The organism is Streptomyces sp. NPDC007162 (assembly GCF_040634175.1).
Lineage (GTDB): Bacteria > Actinomycetota > Actinomycetes > Streptomycetales > Streptomycetaceae > Streptomyces.
Genome location: NZ_JBEYFC010000263.1, coordinates 1 through 12,046, shown reverse-complemented (window position 1 = coordinate 12,046; position 12,046 = coordinate 1). Strand labels below are relative to the sequence as shown.

Sequence of the window (12,046 nt, the reverse complement as noted above, 5' to 3'; positions counted from 1 at the left end):
GCCTGAACTGGAAGCGTGCGTCGATGGCCGGGGCCTTGGGCTACCACTCCACCGACCCCGATCGCGGGGCCCGCTTGTGCTTCCACCTCAAGCCCCGCCAGGCGCGGAACTGCAGCCTCCGGCGGGTGAACTGGCCGGGTGCGGCAGGAGTCTCGGCGCTCATGGAAAACAGCTCCCTGGTGCGGCGTTGCTGTGGTGATGGTGCTCTGTGGTGCGGTGCTGGTGTACCGCGCGTGAAGACCGCGGGAAGAAGGTGGAGGGCGGGGGTGCCGTCGGCTCCCCCGCCCGTCACGGAGTGCCTAGTAGCACTCCGCTCCCTTCGTCGAGATCGACATGTGCAGACCGCTCAGCTTGAAGGTTCCGGCGGTGGTGGCCCATGCCGTCTGCTTCACGCCGGACAGCGAGGCGTGGTCGGCCTCCTGGGCGAACCCGTTCGGGTTCGTCTGGCCGGCCTTGGCCTCGTCCGACTTGATGCCGGGACCCTTGGTCGAGCTGCCGGCCGCGACACCGATGTTGATGTTGGTGAACGTCGCGTCGGCGCTGAGGTCGTCGAGGTCGATGTACAGCTTGCTGGCCTCGACCGGCTTCGACGCGTCGGTGCCCGCGTGCAGGATCAGGCTGACGTTCCCGAAGATCGGGACGTTCGGCGTGACCACGGACTGGCACAGGTTGGTGATCTTCGCCGTGTTGAACGCCGAGACCGCCACCGGGTGGATCGTCTTGTCACCGGCGAGGGTGACACCCGAGTCGACGGCACCGTACTGGACGAAGCCGTCACCTTCGAGCTGGTCGGCCGTGACCTTGAACTGCTGGCCCGACACGCTGAACGACGCGGCGAGAGCACCCTGCGCGAGGGCGACACCTATACACGCCGTGGCGGCGACGCTGGGCACCATGACCACAGCGAACCGCTTCCATCTGGTCCCGCCACGCACCTGGGACTCCATATTTCCTCCTTCTCGGACGTACATCTCCTGGCCCGGAATCGCCGCTGTCGGCGGCTCGGCCGGGCAGGGATGGGAGAAGTGCTACGTCCTCGGAAGGGGAGCGCCCGCGCTCAAAGGCGCGAACCGCACCTCGATCACCGGCGATCACCCCCGAGCGACAACCACTGGTCGCGCCTGACACGCATCACGCACAACCTTGCCGGACAGGCTTCGCCAGCAGGCGAAGACCCCCCTGCCCAAGAGCCGGCGTCACTGCCGCCGACTCTGCTCGGTGGGGACCCAGATGAACCCGTGAGCCCGACCGGCTGTCGGGGTACGGGAATGGACCGAGCGTCGCCGATCGTGGTGCATTCTCGGCGCCCGCACAAGGGGCTTCGTTACTGGGTAGTAACGGCGGGATAACCGATGGACGACCCGCCGGTCTCGGAGTGCGACGCTGGGTACCGTCGAGGGGCGGAACAAAACTGTTGGTACTTGGACGGAACCAGACAGGTCAACGCCCTTGTTTTACTGCGAGTAACAGCGGCCGCGATTGCCAAGATTTGGCAAAGAGCAGCCGCTGTGACCTCTTGTCGGCCAATCTTTCACTCGGGCATCACATGACGTGACGTTTAGCGACTGGTCAGAACCCGGTTCAGAACAGCGCCCGCGCCAACGCCCGGCGCGCGCCCACGACTCGCGGGTCGTCGGTGCCGACCACCTCGAAGAGTTCGAGCAGCCGCCGCCGTGCGGCGTCCCGGTCGTCCCCCGCGGTCCGCTGCACGGTCTCGATCAACCGCCCGAAGGCGTCCTCGACATGCCCGCCCACCAGGTCCAGGTCGGCCGCCGCGATCTGCGCCCCGGCGTCGGCCGGCTTCTCGGCCGCGTCCCTGCGCACCTGCTGGGGGTCCATCCCCTGCACCCGCTGGAGCAACTCGGCCTGCGCGAGCCCCAGCTTGGCCTCAGTGTTGGCCGGGTCGTCGCTCAGCACGTTCTGGTACGCCCGGACCGCACCGCCGAAGTCACCGGCGTCCAGCGCCTGCACGGCGGCTTCGAGGAGCGCGTCGTACGGCCCGGCCGGCGCCGCGGCCGGCGGCTGGGCGCCCGGCTGCGCGTCGGCGTCGACGACGAGTCCGGTGAGCCCGAACCGCTGCTCGGCGACCTGGATCAACTGGTCGAGGGTGCCCCGGATCTGCTCCTCGCCCGCCGCCCCCTGGAAGAGCGGCAGCGCCTGCCCGGCGACGACCGCGAAGACGGCCGGGATCCCCTGGATCCCGAACTGCTGCATCAGCATCTGGTTGGCGTCGACATCGATCTTGGCCAGCAGGAAGCGGCCGTTGTACTCGACGGCGAGGCGCTCCAGGACCGGGCTCAGCTGCTTGCAGGGCTGACACCACTCGGCCCAGAAGTCGATGACGACGGGGACTTCGGCGGACCGCTGCAGGACATCGCGCTCGAAGCCTGCTTCGTCGACGTCGATGACCAGGTCGGCCGGGGCGACGGCGCCGGCACCACCCTGCCGGGCCGTTTCGGCGCGCGTCTGCTCGGCCTTGGCCTTGGCCTCCTGGGCCGCCTTCACCGCGGCGAGGTCGACGACGCCGCTCATGGACATGTTCCGTGGCTGCATGCGTCTATCCTCCCCCGTTCCCGCGCGTGTGTGAAAAGCGTGGTGAAAGCCGGGTCCGCGGTGCGGTGCGGACGAGCTCAGCTTTCGCTACGACCCGTAGCGTAATGCCACCGGGTCCTCGCGCGACACCGATTCCCGGTGATCTCCCTCACGACCTCTGGCGAACCGCCGGTTATGGTCGAGGGATGCAGAGCCGCACCCCCGCCGGTCGTACCGGCCGCCCGCGCAGCGCCGCCGCGGACGCGGCGATCCTGGCGGCGACGCGGCAGGCACTGGTGGAACTGGGCTGTTCCAAGCTCACGTTGGGGGACGTGGCTACCCGGGCCGGCGTCGCGAAGACCACGCTCTACCGCCGCTGGGCGGGCAAGAACGAGCTGGTCGTGGACGCGGTGGCGGAGCTCTTCGACGAACTCGAACTGCCCGACCGCGGCAGTCTGGCAGACGACATCGAGGGCGTGGTGCTCCAGTTCGCGGCCATCCTGGACCGCCCGGAGGCGAAGAGCGGGCTGATGGCGGCGGTGGCCGAGTCGACCCGGGACGAGGCACTGCGGGAACGCATTCGCACCTCGATCGTGGACCGCCAGAAACGGCTGGTCCTGGAGGGCCGGGAGCGCGCCCAGCGGCGCGGGGAACTCCCCGCGCAGCCCGACCCGTACGAGGCGGACCGCACGGCGGACCTCATCTTCGACGTGGTGGCGGGGTCGGTGGTGCACCGCGCCCTGGTGAGCGGCAAACCGGCGGACGAGGAGTGGGCGCGCGGCCTGACCAGGATCCTGCTGCTGGGCCTGGCGGGCGCGGCGGGGGACGCCGCGCCGTGACGACGGTGCCGCCACCCCTTTCCACGACATACCCGCGCGGGACGCGGTCCTCGCCGCGGGCGCGCTCCGCGGGCGTGCTCGCGGAGCGCGGGACACCCGCCCGGACCCGGTCCCCGGAGACGTCGCGGAGTCCGGCGGGCATCCTGAGCATCCGCGAACCGGGCGCCTAGAACCCCGGCGGCTCCGTGTACACCCCCCACTCGTCCCGCAGCGCCCCGCAGATCTCGCCCAGGGTGGCCTCCGCGCGTACCGCGTCGAGCATCGGGGGGATCATGTTGGCGCCGGAGCGGGCGGCGGCCAGTACGGCGTCCAGGGCGGTGCGCACCGCGCCGTCGCCCCGCGCGGCCTTCCGCTCGCCCAGCACCCGTACCTGCTCCCGCTCCACCTCGTGCGAGACCCGCAGGATCTCCAGGTCCCCGGTGACGGAACCGGTGTGCACGTTGACGCCGACGACCCGCTTGTCGCCCTTCTCCAGCGCCTGCTGGTACCGGAAGGCGGACTCGGCGATCTCCCCGGTGAACCAGCCGTCCTCGATGCCCCGCAGGATCCCGGAGGTGATCGGCCCGATCGGGTGCCGTCCGTCCGGGTGGGCCCGCAGTCCGCGCTCCTTGATCTGGTCGAAGATCTTCTCGGCGTCGGCCTCGATCCGGTCGGTGAGCTGCTCGACGTACCAGGAACCGCCCAGCGGGTCGGCCACGTTGGCGACCCCGGTCTCCTCCATGAGCACCTGCTGGGTGCGCAGGGCGATCTCGGCGGCCTGCTCGCTGGGCAGCGCGAGGGTCTCGTCGAGGGCGTTGGTGTGCAGCGAGTTGGTCCCGCCGAGCACCGCCGCGAGCGCCTCCACGGCCGTGCGCACCACGTTGTTGTACGGCTGCTGGGCGGTCAGCGAGACCCCCGCGGTCTGGGTGTGGAAGCGCAGCCACTGCGACTTCTCGGACCGGGCGCCGTACACGTCCCGCAGCCACCGGGCCCAGATCCGGCGCGCGGCACGGAACTTGGCGATCTCCTCGAAGAAGTCGACGTGGGCGTCGAAGAAGAAGGAGAGGCCGGGCGCGAAGACGTCGACGTCGAGGCCGCGGCTGAGGCCCAGTTCGACGTACCCGAAGCCGTCGGCGAGCGTGTACGCCAGTTCCTGCGCGGCCGTCGCGCCCGCCTCGCGGATGTGGTACCCGGACACCGACAGCGGCTTGTACGCGGGGATGCCGGCCGCGCAGTGCTCCATCAGGTCGCCGATGAGGCGCAGATGGGGCTCGGGCTGGAAGAGCCACTCCTTCTGGGCGATGTACTCCTTGAAGATGTCCGTCTGGAGCGTGCCGTTGAGGACCGCCGGATCGACGCCCTGCCGTTCGGCGGCGACCAGGTACATGCAGAAGACCGGTACCGCGGGCCCGCTGATGGTCATGGACGTCGTCACGTCGCCCAGCGGGATGTCCTTGAACAGGACCTCCATGTCGGCGGCGGAGTCGATGGCCACCCCGCAGTGCCCCACCTCGCCGAGCGAGCGCGGGTCGTCCGAGTCGCGGCCCATGAGCGTCGGCATGTCGAAGGCGACGGACAGGCCGCCGCCGCCGTTGCCGAGGATCATCTTGTAGCGCTCGTTGGTCTGCTCGGCGTTGCCGAACCCGGCGAACTGGCGGATGGTCCAGGTCCGCCCGCGGTAGCCGGTGGGATACAGCCCGCGCGTGAAGGGGTACTCACCCGGCCAGCCGATCCGCTCGAATCCCTCGTACGTGTCACCCGGCCGGGGCCCGTAGGCCGGCTCGACGGGGTCACCGGAGAGCGTGGTGAAGTCGGCGTCCCGCTTACGGGCCGCGTCGTAGCGGGCCTGCCAGCGTCGGCGGCCCTCCTCGATGGTGTCAGCGTCCATACCCTCGAATTTACTAGGACGTCCAAGTAAATGTCGATGGAGAACCGCCGCACGGGTGTCCGTACGGCGGTGTGTTCCGGGTCTCAGGCCTTGGCCGCGACCGGCGAGGGCTCGGTCACCTTGGCGTCGAGCTCACGGGTGACCTTGCGCTCCACGAAGAAGGCGGCCGTCGGGATCGTGCCCGCCAGCAGCACCCACAGCTGCTTGCCGACCGGCCACTTCGCCTTGGAGCCCAGGTCGAAGGCGAAGACCAGGTAGACGACGTACAGCCAGCCGTGCGCGATGGCGACGACCCGCGTGACGTCGGCCGCACCGTCGATGTCCAGCCCGTACTTGGCGATCATGCTCAGGCACAGCAGCACCAGCAGCACACCGGTGACATAGGCCAGGACGCGGTAGCGGGTCAGCACGCTCTTTTTCATGGGGACGAGCGTAACCACCCGTTCCGGGAGATCTTGCCCCGGGGCACCGCTCGGCGGACGGCGCGTTCAGTCCTCGTCGAAGTCGTGCGCGGCGACCCTGAGCGGCCGCAGCATCGCGAAGATCTCGCCGCACTCCTCGGCGTCGTACGCGCCGAGCCCGAAGTCCATCGCCATCAGGTCGCGGGTGGCCGCCTCGACGACCTCGCGGCCCTTCTCGGTGATCGTGGCGAGCGTGCCGCGGCCGTCGTTGGGGTTGGGCCGCCTGGCGACCAGACCCGACTTGACCAGCCGGTCGACCGTGTTCGTCACCGAGGTGGGATGCACCATCAGACGTTCACCGATCTTCGACATCGGCAGCTCGCCGGCCTTGGAGAAGGTGAGCAGGACCAGCGCCTCGTAGCGCGCGAAGGTCAGCCCGTACGGCTTGACCACGGCGTCGACCTCGGCCAGCAGGATCTGCTGGGCCCGCATGATCGACGTGATCGCGGCCATCGACGGGACGCTCCCCCAGCGCTGCTTCCAGAGGTCGTCGGCACGGGCGATGGGGTCGAAGGGGAGACTGAGTGGCTTGGGCACGACCCCGACCCTACCGGCCGGTCATATAGCGGTCAGCCGCGTCTCGGCTTTCGGTCACCTGCGACCCCCGAGGCACGGGGCCGGGGACGACGGAGCACCCCGGCCCGTGGCGGCCCGGGGTGCTCTGTGCCGTCGGCTATCCGGCGAGGTGCCGCTCGACCGTCGCCACCTTGCTGGTGAGGCCGTCGGTGACGCCGGGCCGGATGTCCGCCTTGAGGACCAGGGAGACCCGCGGGGCGCGCGCCTCCACGGCGGCGACGGCGCGCCTGACGACGTCCATCACCTCGTCCCACTCACCCTCGACCGAGGTGAACATGGCGTCGGTGCGGTTGGGCAGCCCGGACTCGCGTACGACCCGGACGGCGTCGGCCACGTACTCCCCCACGTCCTCGCCGACGCCCAGCGGCGTCACGGAGAAGGCGACGATCACGCGTTCACCACTCCCTCGTTGCGGGCGCGGGCCGCGATGACCGCGTCCTCGGCCTCGCGGCGCAGCTTGCGCTCCGCGAAGAAGCCGCCGGTCGGCAGCACGGAGAGCACGAAGTAGAAGGCGGCGGTCTTCGCGGACCACTTGGTGCGGTTCCAGGCGTCGGCCCAGAAGACCACGTACAGGATGAACAGGACACCGTGGACCGCGCCCATCACGGGCACCGCGTTGAAGTCCGTGGTCCGCTTCAGCACCGAGCAGACGAGGAGGATCAGGAAGGAGACGGCCTCCGGGGCGGAGACCAGGCGCAGGCGGCGGATGGCGGTGGCGGTCTTGATGTCCACGGGTCACCTTCGGTGGGAGAGACGTCCACTCTTTGTGAACGCGAGCACAAACGTCCCCCCATTGTGGCAAAGGAGCCGCGCGGGCCCGGCTCGGGGGGTGGCCCCCTAGGGGACGGATCCGGGGTGACGTCCACCCGTGGGACCTGTCGCCGCCGTCGGGCTGCGGCTACCTTCGCTGCGTGGCGATGTTCCGACTCCAGGGCAGCAAGGTGCTCGCCGTCGAGATGACCGGGGACGCCGTGAAGGCGAAGAACGGCTCGATGGTCGCGTACGACGGGCAGATGACGTTCAAGAAGATGACGGGCGGCGGCGAGGGGCTGCGGGGGATGGTGACCCGGCGGCTCACCGGCGAGCAGATGACGGTGATGGAGGTGAAGGGGCACGGGACGTGCTGGTTCGCGGACCGGGCGTCCGAGATCAACCTGGTCGACCTCCAGGGCGACAAGCTGTACGTCGAGTCCAGCAACCTGCTGGCGACCGACGCGGGCCTGCGCACCGGCACGACGTTCACCGGCCTGCGCGGCGCCTCCCAGGGCAACGGCCTGTTCACGACGACGGTCGAGGGCCACGGCCAGGCCGCGATCATGTCGGACGGCCCGGCGGTGGTGCTCCGGGTGAGTGCGCAGTACCCGCTGACCGTCGACCCCGGCGCGTACATCGCCCACCAGGGCAACCTCCGCCAGTCCTTCCAGTCGGGTGTGACGTTCCGCACGTTCCTCGGGGAGGGCGGCGGCGAGGCCTTCCAGATCCGGTTCGAGGGGGACGGGTTGGTGTACGTACAGCCGAGCGAGCGGAACACGATCGCGGGGGACGTGTGAGATGGCCCTGCGCGAGGTGAACTCCAAGATGGTGGAGGCGACCGTCGTCCCCGGGCAGCGGCTGTTCAGTCAGCGCGGGGCGATGCTCGCCTACAAGGGCGAGGTGTCCTTCACCCCCAACATCCAGGGCGGCCAGGGCGGGGTGATGTCGATGCTCGGCCGCCGGGTCGCGGGCGAGGCGACCCCGCTCATGACGGTCGAGGGCAGCGGCACGGTCTTCTTCGGGCACGGCGGCCACCACGTCCAGGTCATCACCCTGACCGGCGACACGCTCTACGTCGAGGCCGACCGGCTGCTCGCCTTCGAGGGGACGCTCCAGCAGGGCACGATGTTCATGGGCTCGCAGGGCGGGGTGATGGGCATGGTGCGCGGCCAGGTCACCGGCCAGGGCCTGTTCACCACCACCCTCAAGGGCCATGGCGCGGTCGCCGTGATGGCCCACGGCGGGGTCTTCGAGATCCCGGTCACCCCGCAGCGCCCGGTCCACGTCGATCCACAGGCCTACGTCGCCCACCACGGCGACGTACGCAACAAGCTGTCCACGGCGCTCGGCTGGCGGGACATGGTGGGCCGCGGCTCCGGCGAGGCGTTCCAGCTGGAGCTCAGCGGCAACGGGACGGTGTACGTGCAGGCGTCGGAGGAGAAACTGTGAGCGCATACGGTGCCGCCGGGCCGGTCGTGCACGACCCGATGACGCTGCCCGTCGACGACAACGTCAACAAGTACACCTTCTGCGTGGAGCTCAAGGGGAGCCAGTGGTTCCTGCAGAAGGGGAAGATGATCGCCTACTACGGCTCGATCGACTTCAACGGCGTGGGACACGGCCGCCTCGACCGTTTGGTCCGCACTTCCTTCCATTCGCCTCTGCACGCGAGCGACTGGGTGGTGGCGGAGGGCTCGGGCCGGATGCTCCTCGCCGACCGGGCCTTCGACGTCAATTCGTACGACCTGGACGACGGCAACCTGACCATTCGCTCCGGCAACCTGCTCGCTTTTCAGCCAAGTCTCGCGCTCAAGCAGTCCATCGTCCCCGGTTTTCTGACCCTTATCGGAACCGGAAAGTTTGTGGCCGCGTCCAACGGCCCGGTGGTGTTCATGGAACCCCCGATCCGGGTGGACCCGCAGGCCCTGGTGGGGTGGGCCGACTGCCCCTCCCCCTGCCACCACTACGACCACGCCTATCTGACCGGCGTGATGGGCGGTCTACGTGCGATGACGGGCCTCGGCGGGGCCTCCGGGGAGGAGCACCAGTTCGAGTTCGTGGGGGCCGGCACGGTGCTGCTCCAGTCCACCGAGACCCTGATGGCGGAGCAGGCCACGGGAGCGGTTCCGCACGAGCCCGGGGTACCCGGTGGTGGAGGCGCTTTCACGGGGACTCCACAGCAACAGGGCACACCGCGCCTTCCCGGACAGCTGGGGGACCTCCAGCGTCGCTTCGGGCTGTGAGCGGTAGTCTGCGGAGTGTGACCTCGAACGCGTGCGCACAGTCACACCACCCTCACTAGTTCGCCTTTCAACATTTTAGGTAGACTTCATTCATGGAGACCGAGACGGCCACGCGCTGGCTGACCGATGCGGAGCAGTGCGCCTGGCGCACCCACCTGGAGGTCAACAGGCTGCTGACGTACCAGCTCGAAAAGGATCTGCAGCCCTTCGGCCTGACGATGAACGACTACGAGATCCTGGTGAACCTGTCCGAGTCCGAGGACTACCGGATGCGCATGAGCGACCTCGCGTCCGCCACGCTCCAGTCCAAGAGCCGGCTCTCTCACCAGATCACCCGCATGGAGAACGCGAACCTGGTCCGCCGGGAGAACTGCGAGTCGGACCGCCGAGGACTGTACGCCGTCCTCACCGAGCACGGCATGGAGACGATGAAGAAGGTGGCGCCACATCATGTCGCCTCCGTGCGACGGCACTTCATCGACCTGCTGTCGCCGGAGGCACTGACCGAGCTGGACAAGGGCCTGAAGCCCATCGCCGAGCACCTGCGGGGACAGCGCGGGCGCCCGTGACAGGGCACGGCGGCTGAAGGCGGCGGACGGGAGTTCAGGTCTCGTCCGCCGTTTGCCGCGGCGCCCGGGGGGGGCTAGCCCTCCGTCAGTCCCGCCACCAGTTCGTCCGCCGCGCGGTAGGGGTCGAGGTCGCCGGCCACGATGCGCTCCGCGAGCGCACCCAGATGGCGGTCCCCGTGCAGGTCGCCGATGCGTTCGCGCAGCGCCGTCACCGCGATCGTCTCCACCTCCCGGGAGGCGCGGGCCAGCCGGCGCTCCGCCAGGACGCCCCGCTCCTCCATCCACGCGCGGTGCTTCTCCAGGGCCGCCACGAGCTCGTCGATGCCCTCGGCGCGCGCCGCGACCGTCCTGACGACGCTCGGGCGCCAGTCGCCGGGGCCGCGGGACTCGCCGAGGCCCAGCATGTGGTTCAGCTCGCGGGCCGTGGCGTCCGCGCCGTCGCGGTCCGCCTTGTTGACGACGTACACGTCGCCGATCTCCAGGATTCCGGCCTTGGCCGCCTGGATGCCGTCGCCCATGCCGGGGGCCAGCAGGACGACCGAGGTGTCGGCCTGGGAGGCGATCTCGACCTCCGACTGACCGACGCCCACGGTCTCCACCAGGATCACGTCGCAGCCCGCCGCGTCCAGGACCCGGATCGCCTGCGGGGCCGCCCAGGCGAGGCCGCCGAGGTGGCCCCGGGTGGCCATCGAGCGGATGTAGACGCCCGGGTCCGAGGCATGGTCGGACATCCGGACGCGGTCACCGAGGAGGGCGCCGCCCGAGAAGGGCGAGGACGGGTCGACGGCCAGGACGCCGACCCGCTTCCCCTGTTTGCGATAGGCACTGACCAGTGCCGAGGTGGAGGTCGACTTGCCGACGCCCGGCGAACCGGTCAGGCCCACCACATACGCGTTGCCCGTCAGTGGCGCGAGCGCCGCCATGACCTCCCTGAGCTGCGGTGACGCCCCCTCCACCAGCGAGATCAGCCGGGCCACCGCACGCGGTCGGCCCTCCCTGGCCTGAGCCACCAGCGTGGCGACGTCCTGCATCACAGCTCCGTTCGCTGAAGAAACGTACTCAGGCCTTCGGTACCCGCACGATCAGCGCGTCACCCTGCCCGCCGCCACCGCACAGCGCCGCCGCGCCGACCCCGCCGCCCCGGCGCTTGAGCTCCAGGGCCAGGTGCAGCACGAGCCGCGCGCCGGACATGCCGATGGGGTGGCCCAGGGCGATGGCGCCACCGTTGACGTTCACCCTTTCCGTGGACACGCCGAGGTCCTTCATTGACTGCACGGCGACCGCGGCGAAGGCCTCGTTGATCTCGATGAGGTCCAGGTCGCCGACGCCCAGACCCTCCTTCTTCAGGGCGTGGGCGATGGCGTTGGACGGCTGCGACTGCAGCGAGTTGTCCGGCCCGGCCACGTTGCCGTGGGCGCCGATCTCGGCGAGCCACTGCAGGCCCAGCTCCTCGGCCTTGGCCTTGCTCATCACGACCACGGCCGCCGCACCGTCGGAGATCTGCGAGGAGGAACCGGCGGTGATGGTGCCGTCGCGGGTGAAGGCGGGCCGCAGCTTGCCGAGGGACTCCACGGTGGTGTCGCCGCGGATGCCCTCGTCCTTGCTGAAGACGACCGGCTCGCCCTTGCGCTGCGGGATCTCCACCGGGGTGATCTCGGCCTCGAAGACGCCGTTCTTCTGCGCGGCGGCGGCCCGCTGGTGGGACAGGGCGGCGATCTCGTCCTGCTCGGGGCGCTGAATGCCGAGGCGCGTGTTGTGCTTCTCCGTGGACTCGCCCATGGCGATGTTCTCGAAGGCGTCCGTGAGGCCGTCGTACGCCATCGCGTCTAGCATCTCGATCGCGCCGTACTTGAAGCCCTCGCGGGACTTGGGGAGCAGGTGCGGGGCGTTGGTCATGGACTCCTGGCCGCCCGCGACCACGATGTCGAACTCACCCGCGCGGATCAGCTGGTCGGCGAGGGCGATGGCGTCGAGGCCGGACAGGCACACCTTGTTGACGGTGAGCGCCGGGACGTTCATCGGGATGCCGGCCTTCACGGCGGCCTGGCGTGCGGGGATCTGGCCGGCGCCCGCCTGGAGCACCTGGCCCATGATCACGTACTGCACCTGGTCGCCCCCGATCCCCGCACGGTCGAGGGCGGCCTTGATCGCGAAGCCGCCGAGGTCGGCTCCGGAGAAGGACTTCAGCGAGCCCAGCAGTCGTCCC

The 12,046-nt window shown here is 69.9% G+C and carries 14 protein-coding genes; 5 read left to right on the top strand and 9 right to left on the bottom strand.

Translation table 11 applies throughout. The features are described from left to right. Positions 1-299: 299 nt before the first annotated feature. Together ABZ646_RS27225 and ABZ646_RS27220 are read right to left on the bottom strand one after the other, a co-directional pair. A complete protein-coding gene (locus ABZ646_RS27225; protein WP_351962287.1) occupies positions 300-947 on the bottom strand; it encodes a DUF6230 family protein in 648 nt (215 codons plus the stop codon). Positions 948-1,581: 634 nt separating this feature from the next. Beyond that, positions 1,582-2,553: a tetratricopeptide repeat protein gene (locus tag ABZ646_RS27220; protein ID WP_360524104.1), complete on the bottom strand. Its 972-nt coding sequence runs from the start codon at positions 2,551-2,553 to the stop codon at positions 1,582-1,584. Positions 2,554-2,738: 185 nt separating this feature from the next. Here ABZ646_RS27220 and ABZ646_RS27215 point away from each other — a divergent pair, with 185 nt between their 5' ends. Then, positions 2,739-3,371, top strand: coding sequence for a TetR/AcrR family transcriptional regulator (locus tag ABZ646_RS27215; RefSeq protein WP_360524101.1), 633 nt, complete (start codon positions 2,739-2,741; stop codon positions 3,369-3,371). 166 nt (positions 3,372-3,537) lie between these two features. On the opposite strand, the gene ABZ646_RS27210 is transcribed toward ABZ646_RS27215, so the two are convergent. The 5 genes from ABZ646_RS27210 to ABZ646_RS27190 all read right to left on the bottom strand — a co-directional run bounded on the left by ABZ646_RS27210 (position 3,538) and on the right by ABZ646_RS27190 (position 7,007). Then, complete coding sequence (locus tag ABZ646_RS27210) at positions 3,538-5,238, bottom strand: methylmalonyl-CoA mutase family protein (RefSeq protein ID WP_360524098.1); 1,701 nt, start codon at positions 5,236-5,238, stop codon at positions 3,538-3,540. Positions 5,239-5,321: 83 nt separating this feature from the next. Continuing rightward, on the bottom strand, positions 5,322-5,660 hold the full coding sequence (locus ABZ646_RS27205) for a DUF3817 domain-containing protein (RefSeq protein WP_360524095.1): 339 nt from the start codon (positions 5,658-5,660) through the stop codon (positions 5,322-5,324). Between the two features lie 66 nt (positions 5,661-5,726). After that, positions 5,727-6,236 carry a MarR family transcriptional regulator gene (locus ABZ646_RS27200; protein ID WP_360524092.1) on the bottom strand — a complete coding sequence of 170 codons (510 nt, stop codon included), beginning with the start codon at positions 6,234-6,236 and terminating at the stop codon, positions 5,727-5,729. Between the two features lie 136 nt (positions 6,237-6,372). Beyond that, on the bottom strand, positions 6,373-6,666 hold the full coding sequence (locus tag ABZ646_RS27195; protein ID WP_360524089.1) for an MTH1187 family thiamine-binding protein: 294 nt from the start codon (positions 6,664-6,666) through the stop codon (positions 6,373-6,375). Further along, complete coding sequence (locus ABZ646_RS27190; protein ID WP_360524086.1) at positions 6,663-7,007, bottom strand: DUF3817 domain-containing protein; 345 nt, start codon at positions 7,005-7,007, stop codon at positions 6,663-6,665. The genes ABZ646_RS27195 and ABZ646_RS27190 overlap by 4 nt, the downstream gene beginning before the upstream one ends. Positions 7,008-7,192: 185 nt before the next feature. Between ABZ646_RS27190 and ABZ646_RS27185 the strand changes: the two genes are divergently transcribed. From ABZ646_RS27185 to ABZ646_RS27170, 4 genes are all read left to right on the top strand, one after another. Continuing rightward, positions 7,193-7,825 carry an AIM24 family protein gene (locus ABZ646_RS27185; protein ID WP_360524108.1) on the top strand — a complete coding sequence of 211 codons (633 nt, stop codon included), beginning with the start codon at positions 7,193-7,195 and terminating at the stop codon, positions 7,823-7,825. 1 nt (position 7,826) lies between these two features. Beyond that, positions 7,827-8,477, top strand: a complete 651-nt coding sequence (locus ABZ646_RS27180; RefSeq protein ID WP_360524083.1) for an AIM24 family protein — start codon at positions 7,827-7,829, stop codon at positions 8,475-8,477. Beyond that, positions 8,474-9,271: an AIM24 family protein gene (locus tag ABZ646_RS27175; RefSeq protein WP_360524080.1), complete on the top strand. Its 798-nt coding sequence runs from the start codon at positions 8,474-8,476 to the stop codon at positions 9,269-9,271. The genes ABZ646_RS27180 and ABZ646_RS27175 overlap by 4 nt, the downstream gene beginning before the upstream one ends. Positions 9,272-9,363: 92 nt before the next feature. Next, entirely contained in the window at positions 9,364-9,840 is a 477-nt protein-coding gene (locus ABZ646_RS27170) for a MarR family transcriptional regulator (RefSeq protein WP_360524077.1), read from the top strand. A 74-nt stretch (positions 9,841-9,914) separates the two neighbouring features. On the opposite strand, the gene meaB is transcribed toward ABZ646_RS27170, so the two are convergent. Together meaB and ABZ646_RS27160 are read right to left on the bottom strand one after the other, a co-directional pair. Beyond that, positions 9,915-10,871 carry a methylmalonyl Co-A mutase-associated GTPase MeaB gene (meaB, locus tag ABZ646_RS27165; protein WP_360524074.1) on the bottom strand — a complete coding sequence of 319 codons (957 nt, stop codon included), beginning with the start codon at positions 10,869-10,871 and terminating at the stop codon, positions 9,915-9,917. A gap of 28 nt (positions 10,872-10,899) precedes the next feature. Continuing rightward, on the bottom strand, positions 10,900-12,046 hold a 1,147-nt coding region (locus ABZ646_RS27160; RefSeq protein ID WP_360524071.1), incomplete at its 5' end, for an acetyl-CoA C-acetyltransferase.